Annotated in this window: 25 protein-coding genes, 2 tRNA genes, 3 rRNA genes and 1 pseudogene; 14 read left to right on the forward strand and 17 right to left on the reverse strand. The window is 53.6% G+C overall.

Annotation, left to right across the window (positions count from 1 at the left end):
- The first annotated feature begins 130 nt into the window (after positions 1-130).
- Both NDQ72_02030 and sfsA read left to right on the forward strand, forming a co-directional pair.
- Complete coding sequence (locus NDQ72_02030; GenBank protein ID WKD28749.1) at positions 131-1291, forward strand: aminotransferase class I/II-fold pyridoxal phosphate-dependent enzyme; 1161 nt, start codon at positions 131-133, stop codon at positions 1289-1291.
- The gene (sfsA, locus tag NDQ72_02035) at positions 1288-2016 is read left to right on the forward strand and encodes a DNA/RNA nuclease SfsA (GenBank protein ID WKD28750.1); all 729 of its coding nucleotides are present in this window, start codon (positions 1288-1290) and stop codon (positions 2014-2016) included. Before NDQ72_02030 ends, sfsA begins: the two co-directional genes overlap by 4 nt.
- Here sfsA and NDQ72_02040 read toward each other — a convergent pair.
- From NDQ72_02040 to NDQ72_02065, 6 genes are all read right to left on the reverse strand, one after another.
- Complete coding sequence (locus tag NDQ72_02040) at positions 2013-2474, reverse strand: DUF4426 domain-containing protein (GenBank protein ID WKD28751.1); 462 nt, start codon at positions 2472-2474, stop codon at positions 2013-2015. The genes sfsA and NDQ72_02040 overlap by 4 nt on opposite strands.
- A 48-nt stretch (positions 2475-2522) precedes the next feature.
- On the reverse strand, positions 2523-3116 hold the full coding sequence (gene metW / locus NDQ72_02045; GenBank protein ID WKD28752.1) for a methionine biosynthesis protein MetW: 594 nt from the start codon (positions 3114-3116) through the stop codon (positions 2523-2525).
- The gene (locus NDQ72_02050; GenBank protein WKD28753.1) at positions 3116-4312 is read right to left on the reverse strand and encodes a homoserine O-acetyltransferase; all 1197 of its coding nucleotides are present in this window, start codon (positions 4310-4312) and stop codon (positions 3116-3118) included. The genes metW and NDQ72_02050 overlap by 1 nt, the downstream gene beginning before the upstream one ends.
- Before the next feature lie 64 nt (positions 4313-4376).
- Positions 4377-4970, reverse strand: coding sequence for a YggT family protein (locus tag NDQ72_02055; GenBank protein ID WKD28754.1), 594 nt, complete (start codon positions 4968-4970; stop codon positions 4377-4379).
- A 29-nt stretch (positions 4971-4999) separates the two neighbouring features.
- Positions 5000-5824 (reverse strand): pyrroline-5-carboxylate reductase, encoded by an 825-nt coding sequence (gene proC, locus NDQ72_02060; protein ID WKD28755.1) that lies wholly within the window; start codon positions 5822-5824, stop codon positions 5000-5002.
- Positions 5825-5903: 79 nt separating this feature from the next.
- On the reverse strand, positions 5904-6620 hold the full coding sequence (locus tag NDQ72_02065; protein WKD28756.1) for a YggS family pyridoxal phosphate-dependent enzyme: 717 nt from the start codon (positions 6618-6620) through the stop codon (positions 5904-5906).
- A 34-nt stretch (positions 6621-6654) separates the two neighbouring features.
- Between NDQ72_02065 and NDQ72_02070 the strand changes: the two are divergent.
- Positions 6655-6759 (forward strand): annotated as a pseudogene (locus NDQ72_02070) (twitching motility protein PilT).
- Between the two features lie 38 nt (positions 6760-6797).
- Here the strand turns inward: NDQ72_02070 and NDQ72_02075 are convergent.
- On the reverse strand, positions 6798-7940 hold the full coding sequence (locus tag NDQ72_02075; protein WKD28757.1) for an anhydro-N-acetylmuramic acid kinase: 1143 nt from the start codon (positions 7938-7940) through the stop codon (positions 6798-6800).
- 116 nt (positions 7941-8056) lie between these two features.
- Here NDQ72_02075 and tyrS point away from each other — a divergent pair, with 116 nt between their 5' ends.
- The 7 genes from tyrS to NDQ72_02110 all read left to right on the forward strand — a co-directional run bounded on the left by tyrS (position 8057) and on the right by NDQ72_02110 (position 15832).
- On the forward strand, positions 8057-9256 hold the full coding sequence (tyrS, locus tag NDQ72_02080) for a tyrosine--tRNA ligase (protein ID WKD28758.1): 1200 nt from the start codon (positions 8057-8059) through the stop codon (positions 9254-9256).
- A gap of 533 nt (positions 9257-9789) precedes the next feature.
- Positions 9790-11324: ribosomal RNA gene (locus NDQ72_02085) — 16S ribosomal RNA — on the forward strand.
- Between the two features lie 87 nt (positions 11325-11411).
- Positions 11412-11488, forward strand: a tRNA-Ile gene (locus tag NDQ72_02090).
- 111 nt (positions 11489-11599) lie between these two features.
- Positions 11600-11675: transfer RNA gene (locus tag NDQ72_02095), tRNA-Ala, on the forward strand.
- Positions 11676-11902: 227 nt separating this feature from the next.
- A 23S ribosomal RNA gene (locus NDQ72_02100) occupies positions 11903-14795 on the forward strand.
- Between the two features lie 128 nt (positions 14796-14923).
- A 5S ribosomal RNA gene (rrf, locus tag NDQ72_02105) occupies positions 14924-15039 on the forward strand.
- Together the 16S, 23S and 5S rRNA genes with 2 tRNA genes alongside form the textbook arrangement of a ribosomal RNA operon.
- A 604-nt stretch (positions 15040-15643) precedes the next feature.
- Entirely contained in the window at positions 15644-15832 is a 189-nt protein-coding gene (locus tag NDQ72_02110; protein WKD28759.1) for a hypothetical protein, read from the forward strand.
- 102 nt (positions 15833-15934) lie between these two features.
- Here NDQ72_02110 and NDQ72_02115 read toward each other — a convergent pair whose 3' ends face one another.
- On the reverse strand, positions 15935-16780 hold the full coding sequence (locus NDQ72_02115) for a Tim44-like domain-containing protein (protein WKD28760.1): 846 nt from the start codon (positions 16778-16780) through the stop codon (positions 15935-15937).
- A 144-nt stretch (positions 16781-16924) separates the two neighbouring features.
- Between NDQ72_02115 and NDQ72_02120 the strand changes: the two genes are divergently transcribed.
- Positions 16925-17500 (forward strand): isochorismatase family protein, encoded by a 576-nt coding sequence (locus tag NDQ72_02120; GenBank protein ID WKD28761.1) that lies wholly within the window; start codon positions 16925-16927, stop codon positions 17498-17500.
- A 9-nt stretch (positions 17501-17509) separates the two neighbouring features.
- On the opposite strand, the gene yaaA is transcribed toward NDQ72_02120, so the two are convergent.
- Both yaaA and NDQ72_02130 read right to left on the reverse strand, forming a co-directional pair.
- The gene (gene yaaA / locus NDQ72_02125) at positions 17510-18292 is read right to left on the reverse strand and encodes a peroxide stress protein YaaA (GenBank protein ID WKD28762.1); all 783 of its coding nucleotides are present in this window, start codon (positions 18290-18292) and stop codon (positions 17510-17512) included.
- Positions 18293-18396: 104 nt separating this feature from the next.
- Positions 18397-19428: an NADP(H)-dependent aldo-keto reductase gene (locus NDQ72_02130; protein ID WKD28763.1), complete on the reverse strand. Its 1032-nt coding sequence runs from the start codon at positions 19426-19428 to the stop codon at positions 18397-18399.
- A 251-nt stretch (positions 19429-19679) separates the two neighbouring features.
- Here NDQ72_02130 and NDQ72_02135 point away from each other — a divergent pair, with 251 nt between their 5' ends.
- Both NDQ72_02135 and NDQ72_02140 read left to right on the forward strand, forming a co-directional pair.
- Complete coding sequence (locus NDQ72_02135; GenBank protein WKD28764.1) at positions 19680-20174, forward strand: sel1 repeat family protein; 495 nt, start codon at positions 19680-19682, stop codon at positions 20172-20174.
- 48 nt (positions 20175-20222) lie between these two features.
- Positions 20223-20735 carry a hypothetical protein gene (locus NDQ72_02140; GenBank protein WKD28765.1) on the forward strand — a complete coding sequence of 171 codons (513 nt, stop codon included), beginning with the start codon at positions 20223-20225 and terminating at the stop codon, positions 20733-20735.
- Between the two features lie 81 nt (positions 20736-20816).
- Here the strand turns inward: NDQ72_02140 and NDQ72_02145 are convergent, their stop codons facing one another.
- The 6 genes from NDQ72_02145 to NDQ72_02170 form a co-directional block, all read right to left on the reverse strand.
- On the reverse strand, positions 20817-21368 hold the full coding sequence (locus NDQ72_02145) for a TIGR00730 family Rossman fold protein (GenBank protein ID WKD28766.1): 552 nt from the start codon (positions 21366-21368) through the stop codon (positions 20817-20819).
- A 69-nt stretch (positions 21369-21437) separates the two neighbouring features.
- A complete protein-coding gene (locus tag NDQ72_02150) occupies positions 21438-21959 on the reverse strand; it encodes a DUF501 domain-containing protein (GenBank protein ID WKD28767.1) in 522 nt (173 codons plus the stop codon).
- Between the two features lie 12 nt (positions 21960-21971).
- Positions 21972-22274, reverse strand: a complete 303-nt coding sequence (locus NDQ72_02155; GenBank protein ID WKD28768.1) for a hypothetical protein — start codon at positions 22272-22274, stop codon at positions 21972-21974.
- A gap of 39 nt (positions 22275-22313) precedes the next feature.
- On the reverse strand, positions 22314-22721 hold the full coding sequence (locus NDQ72_02160; protein WKD28769.1) for an acyl-CoA thioesterase: 408 nt from the start codon (positions 22719-22721) through the stop codon (positions 22314-22316).
- A 64-nt stretch (positions 22722-22785) separates the two neighbouring features.
- Positions 22786-23592 carry a hypothetical protein gene (locus NDQ72_02165; GenBank protein ID WKD28770.1) on the reverse strand — a complete coding sequence of 269 codons (807 nt, stop codon included), beginning with the start codon at positions 23590-23592 and terminating at the stop codon, positions 22786-22788.
- Between the two features lie 90 nt (positions 23593-23682).
- Positions 23683-24114: a hypothetical protein gene (locus tag NDQ72_02170; protein ID WKD30330.1), complete on the reverse strand. Its 432-nt coding sequence runs from the start codon at positions 24112-24114 to the stop codon at positions 23683-23685.
- Between the two features lie 39 nt (positions 24115-24153).
- On the opposite strand from NDQ72_02170, the gene NDQ72_02175 reads away from it, so the two are divergent.
- Positions 24154-25317, forward strand: coding sequence for a PatB family C-S lyase (locus NDQ72_02175; GenBank protein ID WKD28771.1), 1164 nt, complete (start codon positions 24154-24156; stop codon positions 25315-25317).
- A gap of 21 nt (positions 25318-25338) precedes the next feature.
- Here the strand turns inward: NDQ72_02175 and NDQ72_02180 are convergent, their stop codons facing one another.
- Positions 25339-26283 (reverse strand): tetratricopeptide repeat protein, encoded by a 945-nt coding sequence (locus tag NDQ72_02180; protein ID WKD28772.1) that lies wholly within the window; start codon positions 26281-26283, stop codon positions 25339-25341.
- Positions 26284-26333 lie beyond the last annotated feature (50 nt).

Genomic DNA, 26333 nt, shown 5'->3' on the forward strand with positions numbered 1-26333 from the left:
CACGCCAAAGGGATGCTTGTTTAGCTGAAAAATGCGCGCTATGCAAGCATAATAGCGTATTTTCGACCATGGTCTTGCCTCTTCAACGACCTGCGTCATGATTTCTCTACCATTTAGTGAAGGAACCGTTATGGCCTGGAATTCACGTGTAAATCACGTTGCACCTTTTCGCGTGATGCATCTATTGGAAATGGCCCAGGCTCGAGAGGCCGACGGCCACGATGTGATTCACCTAGAGGTCGGCGAACCTGATTTCGCGACGCCAGCACCGATTGTAGCAGCAGGCCAGCAAGCGTTGGCAACAGGCAAAACGCGCTATACACCTGCGGCAGGCCTAGCGTCGCTGCGTGAGGCGATTTCAAGACATTACGCCGAGCATTTTAATGCCACCGTTGACCCCTCACGTATTTTGGTAACCCCAGGGGCCTCTGGAGCACTGCTGCTGGCTAGCCAGTTACTGGTCGAAACAGGCGACCGTGTGTTGATGGCCGATCCCAACTATCCGTGTAATCGTCACTTTATGGCTTTAGCTGGCGCAGATATTGATGCCATTCCCGTGGGGCGTCAAAGCGGTTGGCAGTTAACGGCGCCGCTGATTGAGCAGCACTGGCAAGCTAAAACGTGTTTAGCCATGCTGGCCTCCCCGTCTAATCCTACGGGGCACACGTTAGGCGCTGAGGCGCTAACCGCAGTTATCAACACGGTAGCTGCGAAAGGCGGCGAGGTGATTGTCGATGAGATTTACCAAGGCTTGAATTATGACGATGCACCGCTATCGGCGACATCGCTTTCCGACCAGGCCTTCGTGGTGAACAGTTTCTCTAAATATTTCGGCATGACAGGCTGGCGCTTGGGCTGGTTGGTGGCGCCTGAACATGCCGTCGAGCCGCTTACTAGGCTGGCGCAAAACGTCTTCCTTGCCGCGCCGACCCCTTCCCAGCATGCGGCGTTGGCCGCCTTCACTCCAGAGTGTCGCGACATTTTGGAAGCGCGTAGGTCGACGCTCAAGCAGCGACGCCAAGTGTTGTTGGATGGGCTAGCGCAGTTGGGGCTTGCCCCGGATCTGCCACCTCAAGGGGCTTTTTATCTGTGGTTGGATATTTCCCATTACAGCCGAGATAGCCAGGCATTCTGTGAGCGGTTGCTGGTCGAGGAGAACGTGGCAATCACTCCGGGCATTGATTTTGCGCTGGAGGGCGGCGAACACCATGTGCGCATCGCCTTTACTAACAGCGTTGAACGGTTGCAGGAGGCCGTAGAGCGCATTGGTCGTTTCGTGAGCCGGCTATGACGACCTATCCTGAGTTGGTGTCTGGGGTGTTGTTGCGTCGTTATAAACGCTTTTTAGCCGATGTAAGGCTGGAGACTGGCGAGGAAGTCGTTGCCCATTGCCCCAACACGGGCTCGATGAAGGCGGTGAATGTGCCTGGCTGTCAAGTGTGGCTGTCACGGAGTGATAATCCCAAGCGCAAGCTGGCCTGGACCTGGGAATGGATTGAGCTGCCACAGACAGAGGGTGCCTTGGCGCTGGCTTCTGTTCACACTGGCCGCGCCAACCGCATCGTGGAGGAGGCCATTTTAGCCGGTGATATTGCGCCACTGGCAGGCTATCAAACACTCAAGCGGGAAGTGAAGATCAGTGACGCAAGGCTCGATTTCCGGCTGAGTGATCCTGATAAGGGCGAGGTTTTTATTGAAGTTAAGCAGGTCACTCTTAAAGAAGCTGATGGCCATGGTTATTTTCCTGACTCGGTCAGCGTGAGGGGCACCAAGCATTTGCATACATTAACTGCGCTTGCCGAGCAGGGAGAAAGGGCCGTACTGCTGTTTTGTGTCGCCCATGAAGGTATTCACGATGTAGCCCCAGCGGCCCATATCGATCCCATCTATGCGGCGGCGCTAGCCGCAGCGGTGGATGCTGGGGTTGAGGTGTTGGCTTACGGTATTACGCTAGATTGGCAGGCAGGAGCGCCGGTAGCGGTGCGATTAGCACGACCGCTACCGGTGCGAATTTAACGCTCGATATAAAAACGCTGAATAAAACTGACCCGCTCGGGACTGGCATTGCGGTCGTAGCGAACGTCCAAGTTAAAACGTGTGGGCTCGTCGTGGCGCAGGGCAAAGGTGGCCAAGTGATAAGTGGCATCACCATCGTGCACCGTACGAAAGCTTAGCGATTCTTGGACGTCGGTGAGGCCTGTCACGTGGCCTTGTACGCTAGCGTTAACGGCGCGGGTGCTGCCGTCCTCTTGGCGTTCTCGTACGCTCACATTAACCAGTCCATGACCTGCGCTGCGCTGAATACCGTGCGCTTGGGCAACTTCTGGGGTGAGGAAGCTGGTGGCCACAGCACTGTAATGGATCTCGTAGTCGCCTATCCGAACCAGCTGCTCAGCTACCGCTTGTGTGGCGAGGAGCAGTGAGCAAAGCAGCGTAGTAAGCAGGGTCGTTCTGCGTAACGCTCGATAAACCATGGCAGGTCTCCTCTTATGGGTCGATAAGGCTAGTCAACGTAAAATAAATTAGCGACGGCGCACTCTAAAAATAGCAATTTCACCGAACAAGTTGGGCCACCACTTGGATGTCCAGTGCCCTTTGTGATCGCCAACCCCTACTGCGCGATCAACAATCACCAACCCTTTTTCACGGCACAGATGCTCGAAGTCGTTAAAGGTAGAAAGATGGATGTTGGGTGTGTCATACCAGGCATGGGGTAGCGATTTAGAGACCGGCATATAGCCACGTAGGCCAAGATGAATTCGGTGTCGCCAATAAGCAAAATTAGGAAAGGTGATAATGCCTTCCTCGGCGACGCGTAACATTTCATCAAGCATTTTATCCGGGCGACGTAGCGCCTGAAGCGCTTGGGTCATAATGACTTGATCATAGCTGTTGTCGCAGAAACTACCCAAGCCATCATCCAGGTTATGCTCAATAACGTTCACGCCCCTGGCGACACACTGGGTAATACCGTCGGGGTCGATCTCTAAACCGTAGCCGGTAACATTTTTCTCCTGTGCCAAGCGCTCAAGCAGGGCGCCATCACCGCAGGCTAAATCCAGCACATGAGCCCCTTGGGGTACCCAGTCGTAAATCAGTTCAAGATCCGCACGCATTACAGGGGCTCCTCCCTGGCTGTTTCTTCGATATTCAGCTCTCGGGCAATGCGCGTCATAAATGCGCTGAACAGAGCGTGGTAACGCGGCTCGGGCAGTAAGAAGGCATCATGCCCGTGAGGAGAGTCGATATTGGCATAGCTAACCGATTTGCCAGCGCGGGTGAGCGCGTCGACGAGTTCTCGAGAACGAGAAGGTGGGAAGCGCCAGTCAGTCGTAAAACTAACAACCAGAAAAGGGCACTTTGCTGGTGCTAGTGCACTGGCTAGGTCGCCTGCTTGAGTGGCTGCGGGATCGAAGTAGTCAAGGGCCTTAGTCATTAACAGGTAGGTGTTAGCGTCAAAGGCGGTGGAGAAGGTATCGCCCTGATAGCGCAGATAAGACTCAACCTGGAACTCGACATCAAACCCAAAGTTCAAGTCGTTGCTGCGTAGGTCGCGGCCAAATTTACTGCCCATTGCATCTTCGGAGAGGTAGGTGATGTGGCCCACCATGCGTGCCAGTTTCAAGCCACGCTTGGGGACCGTGTCGTGCTCTGCATACCAACCGCCGAAGAACTCAGGGTCAGAGCGAATCGCCTGACGAGCCACTTCGTTAAAGGCAATATTCTGGGCGGAAAGCCGGGGGGTGGCGGCAATCACTACCGCATTGGCGACACGCTCAGGGTAAGTCATTGTCCACTGAAGTACCTGCATACCACCCAGGCTGCCGCCCACTGCTGCGGCCCAACGCTCAATGCCCAGTTGATCGGCTAGGCGCGCTTGGCTGGCTACCCAGTCACTGACAGTGACCATGGGGAAATCAGGCCCCCACTGGCGGCCGGTTTCAGGGTTGTGGCTAACAGGACCTGTGCTGCCATGGCAGCCGCCCAGATTGTTTAGCGATACCACAAAAAAACGGTTGGTATCGATAGATTTTCCGGGGCCGATATGAGCATCCCACCAGCCAGGTTTGCGGTCTTCGTCACCGTGATAGCCCGCTGCATGGTGGTGCCCCGATAACGCATGGCAGATCAACACAGCGTTACTACGCTCAGCGTTTAACGTGCCGTAGGTTTCGTAGATAAGCTCGTACTCAGGCAGCACCTTGCCACAAGCAAGCGGCAGCGGCGTATCAAATTTCGCTACATGGGGGGTGACGAGGCCAACGGAGTCCGCCGGCCGGTCAACGAAAGTGAGAGTGTCTGAATCAGGCATCGAAAGCGCTAGTCCTGCAAAAAATAAATCCTGCTAAAAAGAGGCCCTGGGGAATGTTGCGCGGTTAAAGCCCAACCAGTGCGCCAGAGATACCCGCAGCGCGAATCAAGGATCCCACTACTAAGCCATCCACTAAATTAATCGCAATAAACACCACGATGGGTGATAAATCGATCATGCCCAGCGGCGGAATGACTTTCCGAACAGGAGCCATAATGGGCTCGACTAGCTGCATCACCAGCAAAGCACCTGGGTGGCTAGCATTCGGGGCGACCCAGCTCAGAATAATCATCACAATCATGGCAAAGAAATAGATCTTTAATATGGCGTTAGCCAGTGCTGCAACGCCGGCAATCAGTAGTCCTGGAATGGGCGGCATGCCAACGCCAATCACCATGAAAATGGCCAGCATGCTAACCACTTTCAACACGAAACCAGCGGCCAGCGTGGCAAGGTCAAAGCGCCCAGCGACGGGGCCTAAGAAGCCCTGAAATAGCCCCACAACAGGCTGGGTGATTTTAACCACTGACTGGCTAAGCGGGTTGTAATAATCCGCCCGCGATGCCTGCAACAAAAAGCGCAGCATCAGTAAGAATAAATAAATATTGATTAACGAGTTAACAAGCATTAACCCGGCACTGCCCACTTGACTACCCATTGCGGCCTCTCCGTTGCAAAGTTGCGTATTTAGTTAGCGCTAAGTTCCTTGGACATTGCTTCTGCGCGCTGGGCACAGGCCTGCATGGCGTCGCTGATGGTGGCGCGTAGTTGCGCATCTTCCATGTGCTGAATGGCGCGTTCTGTTGTGCCGCCTGGCGACATAACATTTTGTTTAAGCGTGGCCGGGTCTTTGTCGCTGCGCTGGGCCATAGTGGCGGCGCCTAGCGCTGTTTGAATGGCCAAGCGTCGCGCCGTAGCGGCAGGCAAGCCTAGTTTGACAGCGGCTTCTTCCATCGCCTCAAACATTAGAAAGAAATAAGCCGGCGCACTGCCTGATACCGCAGTCACTGCATCAAGAAGGCTCTCTTCTTCAACCCACTCCACAATGCCAACCGCTTCCATAAGCTGCGTTGCTAGCGTGCGTTGCTCCTCACTCACCGCGCTATTGGCATATAAGCCGCTGGCACCGATGCCGACCAATGCAGGAGTGTTGGGCATGCAACGAACTAACGCATTATTACCGCCTAGCCATTGATCAATGGTGGCTGCATCGAGGCCTGCCGCGATCGAAATAATCAGCGGTGATTGCTGTTGTACGTTATTCCGCATCGCTTCACATACGCTGCGCATAATCTGGGGTTTTACTGCCAGTACGACCACGTCGGCATCTTCGACGGCGGCGTTATTATCGGTATTTGTGTTAATTCCTAAGCGTGCTGCTAAAGGCGTTAGCTCGCTTTCATTAGGTGCGGTGGCCGTGATGTCGCTAGGAGACACACCACTATCGATGAGGCCGCCGATAATGGCGCTGGCCATATTGCCTGCGCCAATGAAGGTAATCTTGCTCGCCATGTGGGTATCCTTTTGGGTAAAAAAGCTGCATCGGGCAGCATGGGCTGTCAGTCGTCTTTACGCTCTTCAATTAGCAGTGTTATTGAGTAGCGTGTTGAGTGGTGCGTGCGCCAAAAATCGCCGTTCCTAAACGTACCAGCGTTGCGCCCTCTAAAACAGCGGCTTCTAAATCGTCGCTCATCCCCATCGATAGCGTATCCAGAGGGGCATCCGGTAGCGCTGCCTGAAGGGTTTCCAAAAGTTGTCGCAAGGCCGCAAGCGGCGCCCGCTGTTCTGCAAGGCTGTTAGCCGGGGCCGGAATCGCCATGAGTCCACGTAGACACAGCCGTGGCAGGGCGGCCACTTCTTTCGCTAGTGCCATGACCTCATCGGGCATGACGCCCGACTTAGAAGCCTCGCGGCTAATATTGACCTGCAAACAAATGTTGAGCGGTGGTAAGTGTTCCGGGCGCTGCTCGCTAAGCCGTTTGGCTATTTTTAAGCGGTCAACGCTATGTACCCAAGCGAAGCTTTCTGCCGCTGCGCGGGTTTTGTTGGACTGTAGTGGACCAATAAAATGCCACACAATATCGTCTAAGTCGGCCAGTTCGGATTGTTTTTCCAGTGCTTCTTGCAGATAGTTTTCGCCGAATTCACGCTGCCCATGCTGCCAGGCTTGGCGAATCATGGAAGCGGGCTTTGTTTTACTAACGGCTAGCAGCGTTGCGCTATCGAGTGGGCGTTCAGCCTTTTTTAATGCGTTATTCAGGCGTTCGCGGGCCTGGGCGAGTGACTCGGGAAGCGCGATGTCTGTCATACTCAAGCACCTTACCACTGCTGGGAAAAGAGAGGTGGATATTACCGAACTGCTGGTGTTCTCGGCAAAGCAGAATGCATCTAATCGGCACCTTTCTGCTGGGCTTCCACCTATGATACGTGCTGATGGTGTTAGCCGTTGACTTAATCTACCTGCCATGGGGAGCGCTGGTGTCAATCAGCAGGCGTAAATGCCACCCAGAACTCTCGGGCCACTGGCACCAGTGACGGAAGGTAAGTTGCCGGGCAGGCCATGTAAACGTTGATGGGCGAGCCAGGCAAAAGCGCCTGCTTCAATCCAGTCTTCGGGCCAGCCTAAGTCGGCGGGAGACTTAAACGTCGCATGGGGCAAATGCGCCGCTAGTCTCGCCATTAAATAGCTGTTATGTGCACCGCCGCCGCAAGCAATTAATGTCATGCTATCGTGGGTCGCAGACAATTGCTGAATGCCCTGGGCAACGCTTATCGCGGTCAGTTCCGCTAACGTGGTTTGCACATCGCAAGCCGTTTCATTGCCCGTTAGCTTGTTTTCTAGCCAGGCCAAGTGAAATAGTTCGCGCCCGGTGCTGCGCGGCGGCGGTTGATGAAAAAACGGCTCGTTTAGCAGGCGTTTTAGTAGCGCTTGATCGACCTGTCCGCGAGAGGCCCAGGTGCCATTTTGGTCAAAGCGTCCGTCGTGATGTTTTGAGAACCAAGCATCTAACAGCACATTAGCGGGTCCTGTATCAAAGCCAATGGCAGGAATGCTGGTATCGCTGGGTAGCCACGTCAGATTCGCAAAGCCTCCTAGGTTTAAAACAAGCTGCTCGCTTGTCTGGCGACCAAAAAGGGCTTGATGAAACGCTGGTGCAAGCGGCGCTGCTTGACCACCAGCGGCTAAGTCTCGTCGGCGAAAATCAGCCACCACCGTGCAGCCGGTTAATTCGGCCAACAGGCTGGGGTTGTCCAGCTGTAGTGTATAGGCAGGGCCGCCGTGGTGGCCGCCGGGGGCGTGCTCTATGGTTTGCCCGTGGCTACCGATAGCGTGAATTTGCTCTGCGGTGACACCCTCTTGGGTCAGCAGTGCTTTCACGGCGTTTGCTTGTAGCTGGCAAAATTCGGTTTCGGCCGCTGCCAGCTCAGCAAAGCTCACTTGCTCGGCATGACACAAGTTCAGCAGTAGGTTATGAAGCGACTGAGGCATGGGCGACGCATGCGTAGCAATGAGCTCAGGTGGCGAGTGCGGCGTTATAGCGACCAGCGCCGCATCGATGCCGTCCAGGCTGGTGCCCGACATTAAGCCAACATAATACGACGGTAAGGTAGGGTGGGGCGTTTTCATAAAGCTGCTCATCCAAAACGTAGTGAAGGCTCAACCAAGGCGATAGGGCATGGTAACATCGCCGGTTATTCAATATCTGACGCCTATATGGCACATATTACATGGAGAGAGAGGCAATGAGTGACGTGGATCAGGCGTTAGCGCTACTGTCGCGAGGCACGCATGAAATCCTGGTAGAGGATGAGCTGAAGAAAAAGCTGGCGTCTGGCCGTAAGCTGCGTATTAAAGCAGGGTTTGATCCGACAGCACCTGATTTGCACCTTGGGCATAGTGTGCTGCTGACGAAAATGCGCCAGTTCCAGGATCTCGGGCACACCGTTATTTTCTTGATCGGGGATTTCACTGGTCGTATCGGTGACCCCACTGGCAAAAACGTTACTCGTAAACCGCTCACCGAGGCTGATGTAAAAGCCAACGCCGAAACCTATAAAGAGCAGGTATTTAAAATCCTCGATCCCGAAAAGACCGAGGTGCGCTTTAACGCCGAATGGTTTGGTGAATTAAGCGCCGCTAAAATGATTGAGTTGGCAGCGCAAAGCACGGTCGCGCGGATGCTTGAGCGTGATGACTTTGAAAAGCGTTATAAAGCTAACCAATCTATCGCGATCCACGAGTTTCTCTACCCGCTCGTCCAAGGCTACGACTCAGTCGCGCTTGAGGCGGATGTTGAGTTAGGTGGGACCGATCAGAAATTTAACCTGTTGATGGGCCGAGAAATTCAAAAGCACTTCGGCCAAGAGCCTCAGGTCGTGATCACCATGCCGCTGCTCGAAGGCCTGGACGGCGTGCAGAAAATGTCCAAGTCGTTGGGCAACTATGTTGGTGTCGATGAAGCGCCGGGCTCTATGTTCAATAAGCTAGTGTCTATGCCCGATAGCTTAATGTGGCGTTACTTTGAGCTGCTCTCTTTGAAATCCAACGAAGAGATCGATGCGCTCAAGCAGAGCGTTGAGGCGGGGGCTAATCCGCGTGACGTGAAAATGGAGCTAGCCCGTGAGCTTATTGCCCGTTACCACGGCGATGAAGCTGCCGCCAATGCACACAAGTCGGCGGGTAATCAGCTAGCGGAAGGTGAGTTGCCGGAAGACCTACCTGAAGTAGAAGTAGATTTCGAAGGTAATGAGCAGGCGCCTATCGCGGCAGTACTCAATCGCTCTGGTCTCACCAAGAACAGTGCGCAAGCCAAAGACATGTTGAAAAACGGTAGTGTGAAAGTCGATGGGGATTTTGTTGCCCAGGACACGATGCTGGCTACGGGTAGCGCCTACGTTATCCAGGCAGGTAAGAAACGTTATGCTCGTGTGACGCTTACCTAACGTTTTCGATAACTTTCTCAAAAAACCACTTGCCAAGACGGCAGCGAATCCGTAAAGTACGCATCCGCTGCCGGGGACGCACAGCGTTACCAGCGGTGATTGAAGGTGAAAACCTTCGGTTTGTCAGAGAGTTAGAAGAACTCAGCAGCAGCATGCTTCGATGTCTTCCAACGCTTTTTGAAACGAGCCACGCCAGAAAGCAACGTTATCTCGCTTTCTTCGCTCACTCGCTTCACTCACTCAAAACAGTGATTGACAAACACCAGGAAATGCGTAGAATACGCCTTCCTCGCTGAGGCAAGCCAGTTCATCGGCTAGTCAGTTACTTCTTCGGAAGTTCAGCAGCGAAAACAGCTCTTTAACAATTTGATCAGGTAATTCATGTGGGCGCTTGCCGATGAGGGTGATAAGTCACCAAATATCAAGGCAAGCGGTCATGAAAACGAAAGTTTGAATGAATTCGTTTGAACCTTGAGCCAAGTTTGATGCGCTTTTGTTACCTTTGGGTGGCGAGTAAGCATCACAATGATTTTAAACTGAAGAGTTTGATCATGGCTCAGATTGAACGCTGGTGGCAGGCCTAACACATGCAAGTCGAGCGGTAACAGGGGTAGCTTGCTACCCGCTGACGAGCGGCGGACGGGTGAGTAATGCATAGGAATCTGCCCGATAGTGGGGGATAACCTGGGGAAACCCAGGCTAATACCGCATACGTCCTACGGGAGAAAGGGGGCTCCGGCTCTCGCTATTGGATGAGCCTATGTCGGATTAGCTAGTTGGTGAGGTAATGGCTCACCAAGGCAACGATCCGTAGCTGGTCTGAGAGGATGATCAGCCACATCGGGACTGAGACACGGCCCGAACTCCTACGGGAGGCAGCAGTGGGGAATATTGGACAATGGGCGAAAGCCTGATCCAGCCATGCCGCGTGTGTGAAGAAGGCCCTCGGGTTGTAAAGCACTTTCAGCGAGGAAGAACGCCTAGTGGTTAATACCCATTAGGAAAGACATCACTCGCAGAAGAAGCACCGGCTAACTCCGTGCCAGCAGCCGCGGTAATACGGAGGGTGCAAGCGTTAATCGGAATTACTGGGCGTAAAGCGCGCGTAGGTGGCTTGATAAGCCGGTTGTGAAAGCCCCGGGCTCAACCTGGGAACGGCATCCGGAACTGTCAAGCTAGAGTGCAGGAGAGGAAGGTAGAATTCCCGGTGTAGCGGTGAAATGCGTAGAGATCGGGAGGAATACCAGTGGCGAAGGCGGCCTTCTGGACTGACACTGACACTGAGGTGCGAAAGCGTGGGTAGCAAACAGGATTAGATACCCTGGTAGTCCACGCCGTAAACGATGTCGACCAGCCGTTGGGTGCCTAGCGCACTTTGTGGCGAAGTTAACGCGATAAGTCGACCGCCTGGGGAGTACGGCCGCAAGGTTAAAACTCAAATGAATTGACGGGGGCCCGCACAAGCGGTGGAGCATGTGGTTTAATTCGATGCAACGCGAAGAACCTTACCTACTCTTGACATCCTGCGAACTTGTGAGAGATCACTTGGTGCCTTCGGGAACGCAGAGACAGGTGCTGCATGGCTGTCGTCAGCTCGTGTTGTGAAATGTTGGGTTAAGTCCCGTAACGAGCGCAACCCTTGTCCTTATTTGCCAGCGGGTAATGCCGGGAACTCTAAGGAGACTGCCGGTGACAAACCGGAGGAAGGTGGGGACGACGTCAAGTCATCATGGCCCTTACGAGTAGGGCTACACACGTGCTACAATGGCCGGTACAAAGGGTTGCGAGCTCGCGAGAGTCAGCTAATCCCGAAAAGCCGGTCTCAGTCCGGATCGGAGTCTGCAACTCGACTCCGTGAAGTCGGAATCGCTAGTAATCGTGAATCAGAATGTCACGGTGAATACGTTCCCGGGCCTTGTACACACCGCCCGTCACACCATGGGAGTGGACTGCACCAGAAGTGGTTAGCTTAACCTTCGGGAAAGCGATCACCACGGTGTGGTTCATGACTGGGGTGAAGTCGTAACAAGGTAGCCGTAGGGGAACCTGCGGCTGGATCACCTCCTTAAACGATGCATCATCCCTCGCGGTAAGCGCTCACAATGAATTACCTGATCAGATAATAGAGCAAACGGTTTAAGCACGATCCCCTCTTGGGTCTGTAGCTCAGTTGGTTAGAGCGCACCCCTGATAAGGGTGAGGTCGGCAGTTCAAGTCTGCCCAGACCCACCAAATTCCTGTGATACTGCATTAAAATGCTCCTCGTATAGCAGGCTATACGTCGTTGCATTTTGCCTTGTTTCACAGAAATTAATGGCAAGAGGTTAGGTCGGCAAAAAAAATGGGGCCATAGCTCAGCTGGGAGAGCGCCTGCCTTGCACGCAGGAGGTCAGCGGTTCGATCCCGCTTGGCTCCACCATTATGTTGTACGTTACCAACCGTTTGTTGATGTTTTGTGACCATTGATAAGTCAAACGCCGAAATTGCGTTGCCTTATCACTGTTCATCGAACAGTCGCTCTTTAACAATGTATATCATGCTGACATAAACGTTTTAAAACGTTTATACGTAATTGTTTTGTGATACGTCTCAAGCGTATCCGGCAATCGTTATCATTGCGAGACACCAGACTCCTTCGGGTTATAGGGTCAAGCAATGAAGCGCACACGGTGGATGCCTAGGCAGCCAGAGGCGATGAAAGACGTGGAAGCCTGCGATAAGGCTCGGCGAGGTGGCAAACAACCTGTGACCCGGGCATTTCTGAATGGGGAAACCCACTCATCATAAGATGAGTATCTTGCGCTGAATATATAGGCGTAAGAGGCGAACCAGGGGAACTGAAACATCTAAGTACCCTGAGGAAAAGAAATCAACCGAGATTCCCCTAGTAGCGGCGAGCGAACGGGGACCAGCCCTTAAGCATGTGACTGATTAGGCGAATGCGCTGGGAAGCGCGGCCATAGTGGGTGATAGCCCCGTAGTCGAAAATCTGATCATGTGAAATCGAGTAGGTCGGGGCACGAGAAACCTTGACTGAAGACGGGGGGACCATCCTCCAAGGCTAAATACTCCTGGCTGACCGATAGTGAACCAGTACCGTGAGGGAAAGGCGAAAAGAACCCCGGAGAGGGGAGTGAAATAGATCCTGAAACCGTGTGCGTACAAGCAGTAGGAGCAGACTTGTTCTGTGACTGCGTACCTTTTGTATAATGGGTCAGCGACTTATATTCAGTGGCGAGGTTAACCGTTTAGGGGAGCCGTAGGGAAACCGAGTCTTAACTGGGCGACACAGTCGCTGGATATAGACCCGAAACCGAGCGATCTATCCATGAGCAGGTTGAAGATTGAGTAACATCAATTGGAGGACCGAACCAGGATCTGTTGAAAAAGATTTGGATGACTTGTGGATCGGAGTGAAAGGCTAATCAAGCTCGGAGATAGCTGGTTCTCCTCGAAAGCTATTTAGGTAGCGCCTCACGTATCACCGCCGGGGGTAGAGCACTGTTTCGGCTAGGGGGTCATCCCGACTTACCAACCCGAGGCAAACTCCGAATACCGGTGAGTGCAAGCGTGGGAGACACACGGCGGGTGCTAACGTCCGTCGTGAAAAGGGAAACAACCCAGACCGTCAGCTAAGGTCCCGAAATCCTGGTTAAGTGGGAAACGATGTGGGAAGGCTCAGACAGCTAGGAGGTTGGCTTAGAAGCAGCCATCCTTTAAAGAAAGCGTAATAGCTCACTAGTCGAGTCGGCCTGCGCGGAAGATGTAACGGGGCTAAACCAGGTACCGAAGCTACGGGTTCACACTATGTGTGAGCGGTAGAGGAGCGTCGTGTAAGCCAATGAAGGTGGATTGAGAAGTCTGCTGGAGGTATCACGAGTGCGAATGCTGACATGAGTAACGATAAAGGGAGTGAAAAACTCCCTCGCCGGAAGACCAAGGGTTTCTGTTCGACGCTAATCGGAGCAGAGTGAGTCGGCCCCTAAGGCGAGGCCGAAAGGCGTAGTCGATGGGAAACAGGTCAATATTCCTGTACCGGACATGATTGCGATGGGGGGACGGAGAAGGCTAGGTGAGCCAGGCGTTGGTTGTCCTGGTGAAAGTGAGTAGGCTTGGGTCTTAGGTAAATCCGGGACCCTTTAAGGCCGAGACACGAAACGAACTGACTACGGTCAGGAAGTCATTGATGCCACGCTTCCAGGAAAAGCCTCTAAGCTTCAGATCATGTGCGACCGTACCCCAAACCGACACAGGTGGTCAGGGTGAGAATCCCAAGGCGCTTGAGAGAACTCGGGTGAAGGAACTAGGCAAAATGGTGCCGTAACTTCGGGAGAAGGCACGCCGGCGTAGGGTGACGAGACTTGCTCTCTAAGCCCGAACCGGTCGAAGATACCAGGTGGCTGCAACTGTTTAGTAAAAACACAGCACTCTGCTAACGCGCAAGCGGACGTATAGGGTGTGACGCCTGCCCGGTGCCGGAAGGTTAAATGATGGTGTTAGGATTCGTCCGAAGCTCTTGATTGAAGCCCCGGTAAACGGCGGCCGTAACTATAACGGTCCTAAGGTAGCGAAATTCCTTGTCGGGTAAGTTCCGACCTGCACGAATGGCGTAATGATGGCCACGCTGTCTCCACCCGAGACTCAGTGAAATTGAAATCGCCGTGAAGATGCGGTGTACCCGCGGCTAGACGGAAAGACCCCGTGAACCTTTACTATAGCTTCACACTGGACGCTGATGTTGCCTGTGTAGGATAGCTGGGAGGCTTTGAATCTCGGACGCCAGTTCGAGGGGAGCCAACCTTGAAATACCAGCCTGGCATCATTGGCGTTCTCACTCAGGTCCGTTATCCGGATCGAGGACAGTGTGTGGTGGGTAGTTTGACTGGGGCGGTCTCCTCCCAAAGAGTAACGGAGGAGCACGAAGGTACCCTCAGCACGGTCGGACATCGTGCAGTGAGTGCAAGAGCATAAGGGTGCTTGACTGCGAGACAGACACGTCGAGCAGGTGCGAAAGCAGGTTCTAGTGATCCGGTGGTTCTGTATGGAAGGGCCATCGCTCAACGGATAAAAGGTACTCCGGGGATAACAGGCTGATACCGCCCAAGAGTTCACATCGACGGCGGTGTTTGGCACCTCGATGTCGGCTCATCACATCCTGGGGCTGAAGTCGGTCCCAAGGGTATGGCTGTTCGCCATTTAAAGTGGTACGCGAGCTGGGTTTAGAACGTCGTGAGACAGTTCGGTCCCTATCTGCCGTGGGCGTTGGATGTTTGAGAAGGGCTGCTCCTAGTACGAGAGGACCGGAGTGGACGCACCTCTGGTGTTCCGGTTGTCACGCCAGTGGCATTGCCGGGTAGCTATGTGCGGACGGGATAACCGCTGAAAGCATCTAAGCGGGAAGCCCCCTTCAAGATGAGACATCCCTGAGGCCTAGAGCCTCCTGAAGGGCCCAGCGAGACCAGCTGGTTGATAGGCACGGTGTGGAAGCGCTGCAAGGTGTTGAGCTAACGTGTACTAATGGCCCGTGAGGCTTGACCCTATAACACCCAAGGGGTCTGGTCGCAGTGATAATGAAAACCGGATACGCGCTTCCTGTCAGTGACAGGAAACAAGAGACGCCACAAAACATCAGTTACATGTTCAGCATGATATACATGACCAGTTACGCCTGACGACCATAGCACGCGTGAACCACCTGATCCCATGCCGAACTCAGAAGTGAAACCGCTTAGCGCCGATGGTAGTGTGGGGTCTCCCCATGCGAGAGTAGGTCATCGTCAGGCACTTATTTAACAAAGAACCCAGCCAACCGGCTGGGTTTTTTGTTTTGCGCGAAAGAAAAAAACACTTCCTAGCCCCTATCACAAAGCGGCTACCTCCCGAAGCATGCACCGCACGTCACACTCGAATCACCGCACCGTCATTCCCGAGCCACTACGCCGTCATTCCCGAGTGGGGTTATCGGGAATCTATCTTGACCTTGGCCTGCAGCAGTCCGAAACCCCAATTCAACATGGATTCCCGCTAAGGGCCTGCGGGAATGACGAGGATGGCTGGCCACCACCCGAAGCGTGCACCGCACGTCATGCTCAAGTCGCCACACGTCATTCCTGAGCCATTGCACCGTCATTCCCGAGTGGGGTTATCGGGAATCCACCTTGACCTTGGTCTGCAGCAGCCCGAAGCCTCAGTTCAACATGGATTCCCGCTAAGGGCCTGCGGGAATGGCGAGGGCGGCGCGGAGAAGTGCATAGAACTTCCTTAAAGCAACCGTTTTAATAAATTAAATAACAGGGAGTTACTGGTCCGTGGTGGCGGAAGTACTGCCTAGCAACTAGTATGAGCGGGTACCTATCATTCAAGCAGCATCTCAGGAGGAGAAGCGATATGAGTACCCCGTTGATGAAGAAGCTTGCGGTTGCACTACTGATGGCCATGATGATGGGCGGCCTAGCTGCCTGTGATAATCAGGGCCCTGCTGAAGAAGCAGGTGAAAATATTGATGAGAGCATGGAAGATGCGGGCGAAAGCCTAGAAGAGATGGGCGAGAATATCGAAGAGTCTGCTAAGGAGTAAGCGAGCGCCTCTTCACCGTGTATTGATACGTATCGATACAAAAACAGCCGCTAAGAAGCGGCTGTTTTGCGTTCTAAGGCAGTCATGCTAACTGATCAGGGGCTATGAACCCGGATTTTGCTCAATACCCTGTAGGTACCAGGGCGCTTGATCGCGCAGACTGCGAGTCAGGTGCCATGTTTCGTTGAACTCGGTTTGCTCGCCGTTCTCTTCCAAAATGCCGTGGAAAATAACGCTGGCTTCGGCATAGCCATCGTACTCATTGATATCGCCTAGTTCAGCAAACAGACGTACCACCTCGGTACGATTATTGGCAGGCTGCTCGGCACGCTCTTTACGTAGCAAGTTGTAAAATTCTGGCGTTACATACTCTTGAATCTGGGGCAGATCATTATTGTCCCAGGCACGTTGCAGCGTCATAAAGTGCTCTTTGGCACCGCCCAAAAAGCGCTCTTTATCGAACCAAGCAGGCGTGCTCTGTAAGCTGCTCGCCAAACTGCCAGGTGCTGCGGTGAAGCTGCTCGGTGTGTGCTGAGTCTCCTGGTGTTCACGCTGATAGCCTGCCACCGTGGCTGATGCTGGGCGTCGCTGTCGCATAAAGGCACGGAAAGCGAAGATTGCTAAGGCAACAATTCCAGCCATTAGCAATATGTCCATAAGGCGTAGCTCATCAAAGGCGCCGCCGAAGAAAAGCGCTGCTAGTAAGCCTCCCGCCAGCAGGCCTCCCACCATGCCGCCCATACCACCACGACGAGTGGCAGTAGCTTGGCCTTGTTGCTGAGTGCTCTGAGCTTGTTGTTGTGCCGGAGTGCTGGCGGGCTTATCCGCCGAGCGAGAAACACTACCCATACTGCTACCACCGCCTAAGCGTCGTGCTTCGGCATAATCAACGGCGGCACTTATGCCTATAACGCTGACCAGGAACATGGCAAAAAACTGTCGTAACATTCTGATTCTCCATGAGAGATGCAGTAATTAAGGTTATCCACCTCGGGAGAGGCGTGTAGGAAATAAGCAGTGACAAGTTTACCGTGTAAGTGGGGAAACGGGTTAAGGTGTTGTTGTGTATAACGACAAAAAGAGGGTGAAAACGTGCGCTTACATCAAGCTCAAAGTTTGTTACTAATTGTCGACTTTCAAGCGGGACTTTTGCCCGTGATTGATGGAGGCCAATCAGCGATTGAAGAAGCTACCTGGTTGGCTGGTGTTGCTAATGCAGTAAAAGTACCTGTTTGGCTAACGGAACAGTATCCAGAGAGGCTCGGTGGTACTGCCCCTGCGTTATTAAATGCACTAGGCGATCATCGCATTTGGCAAAAGCATCATTTCAGCGCAATGGAAGAGACAGCGTTTGCTGAAGCGCTTGCAGAACAGGGGCGTAAACAAGTGATCATTTGCGGCACAGAAGCTCATATCTGCGTTTTGCAAAGTGCGCTTGGCTTGTTAGAGGCGGGGTATCAAGTGTTTTGGCTGAGCGAAGCGACGGCGAGCCGTCGCAGTGATGAGGCCCGCCTTGCTAGGGAGCGCGCTTGTGCTAACGGAGCAGTGGCGGTGACAGCAGACATGGTTGCCTATGAATGGCTATATCGCTGTGATACGCCACTGTTCAAAGATGTCCACCAACGCTTTCTAAAGCCGCGCTCGCCGCGCGCTGTGACTTTTTTCTAATGAGCGCGTTCATGGACGAGCATTTTCGTTACGGGTGAACACTAACGTGTCTCCTTGAGAGGCCGCAGGATCAAACCGATACCCAGCCACGTCAAAAGCAGTGAGTTGCTCGGGATCGTTGATTTGTTGTTGGATAATCCATGCGCTCATCAAGCCGCGGGCTTTTTTTGCATAAAAACTAATGATTTTGAAAGAGCCGTTTTTCTCGTCTTTGAAAACGGGGATGATGACCCGAGCGGCTAGCTTCTTCGTATCGATCGCCTTGAAGTATTCGTTAGATGCAAGGTTGACCAGCACGTTTGAGCCACTTTCTTCAATGGCGCTATTAAGTGCTTGCGTTAACGTTGGTTTCCAATAGGCGTAAAGGTCCTTGCCAGCGTCATTGGGCAGTTTGGTGCCCATCTCCAGCCGGTAGGCCTGGATCAGATCCAGCGGACGTAGCAAGCCGTATAGCCCCGATAGAATACGTAGATGTTGCTGGGCAAAAAGATTGTCGTCATCGCTAAAGGTGTTGGCTTCCAACCCTGTGTAGACATCTCCTTGGAAAGCCTGAACCGCTGGCTTGGCATTATCCAAGGTGAACGGTGGTTGCCAGTCAGCGAAGCGGGCAGCGTTAAGGCCCGCCAATTTATCGCTGATGCCCATTAGATCGCTGAGTTGTTGTGGTGAATAATCGCGCAGAATCTCAATTAATGGTTTGCTATGGTCGAGAAAGTTGGGCTGAGTGACTTTATCGGTTGTTGAGGGTGTTTCAAAGTCTAGCGTTTTGGCGGGGGAAATAACGCTCAGCATGGCGTGCTCCTTATGCCGTGACAGAAAAGAGGAAGAAGTAACTGATGCGATTATACCAAGCCTCGGCAATGGCCGAGGCTATCGGTTTGATAGTGAAAACGTGATTAGGGGCAGGGGTTAGGCATCCGACGATGGATGTCGTCGATCGCGGTGAGCACTTCTTCATCCAGCTTAAGGCTCTCGCTGTCGAGGTTGCTTTCAAGCTGATCCATCGTGGTGGCGCCAATAATATTGCTGGTCAGGAAACGGCGAGAGTTCACAAATGCCAGCGCCATTTGGGCAGGATCCAAGTCATGCTCCCTGGCCAGTTGAACGTACGCCTGCGTTGCCGCTTCTGCTTCTGGCGAGGTATAGCGTTTAAACCGCTCATAGAGCGTCAAGCGCCCTTTCGGCGGCTGTGCACCATCAAGGTACTTACCCGACAGCACACCAAAGCCCAGCGGCGAGTAAGCGAGTAAGCCCACGTCTTCACGGTGAGCTATCTCAGCGAGACCGACTTCAAACGAACGGTTAAGCAAGTTATAGGGATTTTGAATAGACGCTACCCGTGGCAGCCCCAACTGCTCAGATAACTGCAGCATGCGCATAACTCCCCACGGCGTTTCATTAGAAAGGCCTATGGCGCGTACTTTTCCGGCATCAACAAGTTCTTTTAGTGCTGACAGTGTTTCTTCTAGCGGCGTTGCGTCTTCTTGCTCTTCATGGGCATAACCCAGTTGGCCAAAAAAGTTGGTTTTGCGGTCTGGCCAGTGCAATTGATAGAGATCGATATAGTCAGTGTTGAGCCGTGCAAGGCTGGTTTCAACAGCCTGATGTAGATGGTCGCGAGTCATTCTTGGACCACCACGAATATGGTCTAAGCCAGGGCCTGCGGCTTTGGTGGCAATAATGACATCGTCTCTGGCACTACGGGCTTTCAGCCAACTGCCAATATAAGACTCTGTAAGCCCTTGCGTTTCAGCCTTTGGTGGAACCGGATACATTTCAGCGGTGTCAATAAAGTTGATGCCAAAAGCGACTGCGCGATCAAGCTGCTCGTGGGCTTCTGCTTCACTATTTTGTTCGCCGAAGGTCATGGTGCCTAAACAAAGTCGGCTGACCTCCATCCCGGTTCTACCCAGTGGGCGCGTTTGCATTATCGTCTCCTCAATGAAGCGAAATTGCCTCAGGATATTCGGTGATAAACGCCGCTAATAACGGCGCGTGACAGGCATGTTAGCGAGGCGCTACAAAAGCAGCAAATCAATAGGGTTGAGTAAGCGCAAAGGCAGGCGTATGCTTGCCAGCCCATCGACCAGCCTAGCGCTGGTTAATCGTATGGTTAGCGGTCAAATCGCAGGAACGATGGCTAGCCGAAGATCTCAACAGATAGGCAGGGTGGTTTGCCATGCCGCAGGCATCAACTTTGTTTACCCGGTTAGAGTTTCGCCTAGCCGAACAGCTGTTTCATACTCGCTGGTTATTGCCGCGTTCGCCGCGCACCCAACGTTTGACGATGCGCTTGTTTAAACGCTGTGCAGAAGCGGGGCATCCGGACGCACAGTCGATCTACGGTCACATGCTGTTTCATCGCAGCCTGTCACCGCAGGATAAGGCGCGTGGCGCGCGTTATGTGTTAGAAGCGGCTCAGGCTGGTGATATAAGATCACAGTATCAAGCAGCGCAAATTCATGAGCATGGCTGTGTTCAGTATCCGCGGCGCGAGGATTACGCGGTGACGTGGTATGCCCGAGCTGCCCAGTCAGGCCATTATTTGGCCGCAGAGCGACTAGCGCGCGCCTATCGGTTAGGTGAGCTAGGCTTGGCAGTAGACGGCGAGCAAGCAGCCTATTGGCAACGCTTGGCTGATCGTCAGTCAACGACGGAAATGGCGGCAGCCTAGAAGATAAGTCAGTGGTTTGGCCGCTGAGATCAGTGAATGAGGAAATCAGTGTCCGAGACGCTACCGACAGTGCTAGATATTGAAGCGTCCGGATTTGGGCGCGGCAGCTATCCTATTGAAGTTGGCATTGCTCGTGCCGACGGTAGCTGCTGTGCGTTTCTCATTCAGCCGTTGGAGGAGTGGACGCATTGGGACTCCAAAGCTGAACTTTTACACGGAATTTCCCGAGCTCGCTTGCAGCGAGAAGGCCACCCTGTGCGCCAAGTGGCACAGTGGTTAAACGACGAACTGCGTGAGATAGGCAAAGCCTATAGTGATAGTTGGGGGTACGATAACACCTGGCTATCGCTGCTGTTTCACCATGCGGGAATGCTGCCGCGCTTTCGTTTAGAAGCATTACGGATTTTGCTCAGCGAAGAGCAGCAAGCATTGTGGAGTAACACAAAGGAAGCTGTCATCGCTGAACGTGGTATACACCGTCATCGCGCGGGCGAAGATGCTCGTCTGTTACAGCTCACTTATCAGCGTACCTTTATGCTAACTGAAGGCACTAAGCGCTGATGCTGGGAGCGTTCTTAGACGGTTCTTAAGTACTGGTTTTAAACGCTGCCCTTTCCATTATCTCTCTTTAACACTACCGGCTTACGCTGAGCCAAGCTGTGTTTCTAATGCAGCCAGTAGTTGGTTGGGCGTGGGCGCATCCATCAACATATCGCGTGTTGTTTGGGCCAAAAAGCCGTGGCTGACGGTGCTATCCAAAAAGGTAAGCAGTGGAGCATAAAAGCCATCGGTGTCGAGTAGACCCATGGGTTTTTCGTGAAGCCCTAAATAGCCCCAGGTCCAGATTTCAAACAGCTCTTCAAAGGTGCCTATGCCGCCAGGCAGGGCAATAAAAGCGTCAGCATTGGCGGCCATAGTCGCTTTGCGTTCGTGCATATTTGGCACGCGTATAAGCTCAGTCAAGCCAAAGTGTGCCTGCTCGCGCTCAACAAGGTGATCTGGCATCACGCCAATCACTTTGCCGCCTGCATCCAGCGTCGCATTGGCGAGTGCCCCCATTAAACCAATACGTGCACCGCCATAAACAAGCGTGTGCCCGCGGTCGGCAATGGCGGTGCCAAGCGTGTTGGCGGCTTGGCGAAAAGCGGGTGTGTTCCCTTCACGCGAGCCGAGATATACACAAATTCGTGCCATGGTAAGCGTCCTTATGACAGATCAGCTGCTTATAAATGAGCGGTGAGTTATCAAGCCATGAATGTGCCGTTAGCTTAGGCAGCGCTGAACGTTATAGTGTTCATCCATCCATTGCCCGATCACGTTATTACTACATAAATGGTGGGCATACTGAGTGTGCAGGCAGCGTACCTGTTGCCAGTTGCTAATGCCGCCCACGCCACGTTCGGTGAGAACATCGCTATAGCCAAGCTTAGCGACTTCATCGCGTTGGGCATCACTCATATACGCCCAGCGTGCTTTAACGTAATCGTGATGGCTTTGTTGGTAAGCATCTAGAAATTCAGGTTCTTCCTGAAGGCGTTGTTCCAGCGACTTAATAACACCCACGGCTTCAATCCGTGAGATCTCAATTTTGAGCAGATCGGAGCATAGCCAGTAAAGGGTGGGAAACGGTTTGCCATCGACAATCGGCGCCATACGCAGCACCAGCGGAGTGCCGTGGGCATCGGTAGCCGCAACGGCTTCAATACCGCGGGGAGCGCGCCCGAGCTGTTGAGTGATAATAGCTAGCTGGCGCTCATCGGGCGCTTGGTCGGTACGAATTACCATTACGTGGGTATCTCACTGTCGGTCATCTTGAATAAACTTATTTGAGCGGCCAACAGCACGGAAGAAGCAGCGGTTCAGCTGTTCGGGAGACGCCACATAGCACCATGTCCGCTCGCAGTACTCTGCGGCCCGCGCCATTAACACATCGTAAAGCCGATTGAACGGGGCATCATAATCGTAAGGATCTGCGCCGAACAAGCGGATATGCGGGTAGTCTGCAAAGCGCTCCATAAAATAGCGCTCAAGGTCGGCTTCAACGGCGCGGTGCTGCGCCGTATTATCCGGATCGATCCAAAGATTATAACGGATTGCCATGGGGATCTCCCAGCGCCCCACCGAACGGAGGGGAGTGAATTAAGCCGGCGTTGGCGCGCTGTGTAAGTGTGCGGATAGCGCATCACGCAAATCACCTTCAATAGGTACCGCACGCTTTTCTTGATGGTCGTATTGCACCAGTATGGTATGCCCCACATTAGTCAGCGTGCCATGTTGGCGCGCCTCCTGAGTCACTGTAAACGAGCTGGTACCTAAACGTGTCAAATAGGTACGTAATTCGATGTCGTGGCCGTAGAACAGTTCAGCACGGTAATCGACTTCCATCCGCGCCATAATCAAACGCCACTGTTTAGGGTTGAGGTCTGGCGTAAATAGTTTGAATAAGTCGTTACGTGCCAACTCAAACCAAGCTGGCAGACGGGTATTGTTAATATGGCCTAGCGCATCGGTGTCGTAAAAAGCTGGCTCAATCATACGGGTGAACATCAGGTCATCCTTATTGGTTATTAGCAATTCAGGTTAACCAGAATTACCCCTAGCGAGCGCTTGGTCAAGTGGCGCGACGTTGATACCAGGCAGAGAACTGCATCCAGCCAAGTAGCCACAGTGTGGCAGTTGCGAACCCCGCTAATGTTCCCCAGAAAAGACCTAACGTGCTGTAAGTCAAAGAAACGCATAGCGTATAACTCAGCAACGAGCCAAGCCCCATAGGGTAGTGTTTGATCACGGTTGCCGCTGGCGCGAACCCATAGTTTAGATGCAGAATGAGCAGAAAAGGCAGCATGGTGACTGGAAACGCCGCTAGTGTGCCCGCCCAAGCGGGTGGCAGCCAATGCGCGAGCCAGGTAATCACAAAAACGATGGCGGTGGCCAAGCATGCTCGCGCGGCAAGTGCGGGAAGCGAAAAGGCGCGACTGGCGGGACTTTTTACATCAGGAATACTGCGGAATAACAGGCTAAACACAGCGATAGCACAGAGTGTTAGTAGCGTGCCGCTAAGCCGCGTAAAATTGAACTGGGCAAGCACGGTGCTAACCGCGAGCCACGCAATAAAACCGCCTGCTAAGCCGCCAGCAATGCCTTTGAATCCTGGTTGGCGACCTGCCACTAAATAGCCTGCGACTAACGCCATTGTCGCAGTGAAGCCTGCCAGTGTATGTACCGCGCTTTGAGTTGCAAACAGCGGGGAAATTTCTAAACCAATAAAAAACAGCGCTAACGCGGTTCCTAATGGGTAACCCGCCAGTAGCCCTGCTATACGAGGACTGGCACGCACCGCGATGGCACCAAGCCCGAGCACCATGCTAATCGAGAGGCCTAGTTTTGCCAGTTGCCAAGTGAGAGGAACCTCTATCATGCGGTGTTTTCCTTGCTGTTATCGAATCACAAAGTCGCGGGTGCGCAAGCGCCGTTAGTGACACACATCGTTAGTGGAAATTTTCGCTAGCTACACCAGACGTAGGCCTTGTTGGTCGCGCCAAGCAGCCTCTAAGGCATTTTCGAGCGGCACTTTTAAGTGGGACGGCAATGCATCATGGGCGGCGTGCAGCGAATCAAATGATCGGTTGCGCAGCCAGCAGTAAGCCCAGGCGCAGGCCTCCGCATCACTTTGTGGGGTGGGGCGGGCAGGCATTTGGTTGAGCAAAAATACTGCGGTGCGAGGTGCCCAGAGCGGTATCTCGCCATGCTCTTCGCGGCTCCACTGTTCAAGTGTGGCACCACTTGGTGTCTCATCGGGGGTGCCTAGTTTGGCGACCCGTGCCGTTTCAGCCAAAATGAGTGCCAGTTGGTCAGTATCGGCTTGGCCAAGTGAACGCCATTGCCGCAACAACGCCGATAGTCCCGCGCGCATCTTGGTATAAAAGTCATCTTGCGGCATGCTCAATAGTTACTCCCAAGAACATAAGTGAGATTAATTATGGCGTTTGATTTTGCCACGCCCGTCGAGCGACGCTCTCCAAAAGGGGATTATGCCTCGCAAAAATGGCATCGCTATGCTGCAAACGTACTGCCGTTGTGGGTGGCAGATATGGATTTTTGCTCACCGCCCGCCGTGATTGAGGCGCTACGCGCTCGGGTGGCGCACGGTGTCTATGGCTATGGTGAAGTGCCCGATACGTTAACCGAAACCCTCTGCCAGTGGAGCGCCCACCATTACGATTGGCCTATTCAGCCCGATTGGCAACAGTGGTTGCCTGGGGTTGTGCCCGCGTTGCACTTTGCGGCGATGGCGCTCACCAAGCCAGGTGAAGGGGTTCTGACGATTGCCCCGATTTATCCACCTTTTCTGGCCGTTGCAGAGCGCACAGGACGGCTGGCCCAGCAAGCGATGTTAGCTGAGCCGACGTCCCCTGGCGAGCCTTGGCAGTTGGATATTGACGCGTTAGAAGCCGCGATAACGCCGCAAACCCGTCTACTGCTGTGGTGCCACCCGCATAATCCAACAGGGCGTGTATGGAGTGACCAAGAGCTTACCAAGTTGTCCGCGGTCGTTGAGCGGCATGATTTATGGGTGGTCTCTGATGAGTTGCACTGCGATCTGCTGCTAAACGAGGGAGCCCAACATCGCCCCCTGGCTGCCATGTTCCCGGAACTGGCTAAACGAACGATCACGCTGTGGGCGCCGTCAAAAACGTTCAACCTTGCGGGGCTGACCAGTGCCTGTGCCGTTATTCCTGATGCTGCGCTGCGTAAGCGCTTTGCTGAGGCCACAAAAGGCTTTTTGCCGGATGGCAATGTACTGGGGCTCGTTGCTGCTGAAGCGGCTTATCGCGAAGGTGAGCCCTGGCGCCAAGCGCTGTTAGCGGTACTGCGTGATCACCGCGCTACGCTGCAGGCACGGGTAGCGTTATGGCCGGGAGTGACCATGAGCGAGCCGGAATCTACTTACCTTGCGTGGCTGGATATGCGCGAGGCGGGACTAGGCGATTCGCCCGCCAAAGCATTACTGGAACGGGCGGGCGTGGCACTTTCTGATGGGGCTGCGTTTGGCTGCCCTGGGTTCGTGCGGCTTAATTTTGGTACTACCGCTTCGCAACTGGAAGCGGCATTAGCAAGAATGGATATGCTGCTGAAAGCCTGATCAGCACTGGCCTGTAACTAATTAATACAGCAGGGCAAATAGCTTGCGCCGATAGGTAACGGTTAGCGGATGGTCGGCACCCAGAGCGTCGAATACTTGCAATAAGGTTTTACGGGCCGCGTCGTCGTTATAGGCGCGGTCATCCTTCATCAAACCAAGCAACCCCTCAAGGCCTGTTTCGTATTGGCCATCGGCAACATGGCGCAGTGCACGCTGGTACCGCGCTTCACTGTCGTTGCGATCACCCAGCGCGGCGACTTCTTCTACAGAAAGGGCCTGCTCGCTAAATTCGATACTGGCTCGCACACCGCGGGCAGGTGCCGCATCACGCTCTTCGGGGGGCAAGTTGTCGAGCACGCTGCGGGCATCATCTCCGCGCTTTTCAGCCACGAGTGCTCTTGCAAGGCCGATCTGGTAGGCGTAATGCTCTGGATACTGGCTAATCAAGGTTTGATAGATTTCGCGCGCGCCTGCTGCATCGCCCGCTGCTAATGCCTCCTCGGCTTGATCTTCTGGACTGGGTGGTGCATCACCTGGGGCTGGGAAGTAGCGGTTTAGCCACTCGCGCACTTCCTTTTCAGGTAATACGCCTTGGAAGCTATCGACCAAGCCGCCTTGGCTAACGAGCTTAACATCGGGGGCTGAGCGCACGCCTAACTGGCTAGCAATTTCCGGATTGGCTTCAATATCCAGCTTGCCAAGCAGGAAAGCACCCGCGTATTCGACAACTAACTTTTCCAACACCGATAGCAGAGCATTGCCACTGGCGTTTGAAGGTGAGTAGCAGCCCAGTAGCACTGGCACCTGCATCGATGCCTCGAGCACTTGCTGAATATTGCCAGCATTAAGCTCAATAATAACTTCTTCAGCTGTTACGGAAGGGCGAACTGTGCTCGCTTCTTCGTTGTCGATACTAGCGGGTTCCGTGGTCAACGGATTGCCTGTACGGGGGTCAATAATGGACATGGCTAAGCTCTGCATCGCTTGAAATGGATTACGTCATGATATGCAGGCAA

Source organism: Halomonas sp. KG2 (assembly GCA_030440445.1).
In the GTDB taxonomy this organism is placed as follows: Bacteria; Pseudomonadota; Gammaproteobacteria; order Pseudomonadales; family Halomonadaceae; genus Vreelandella.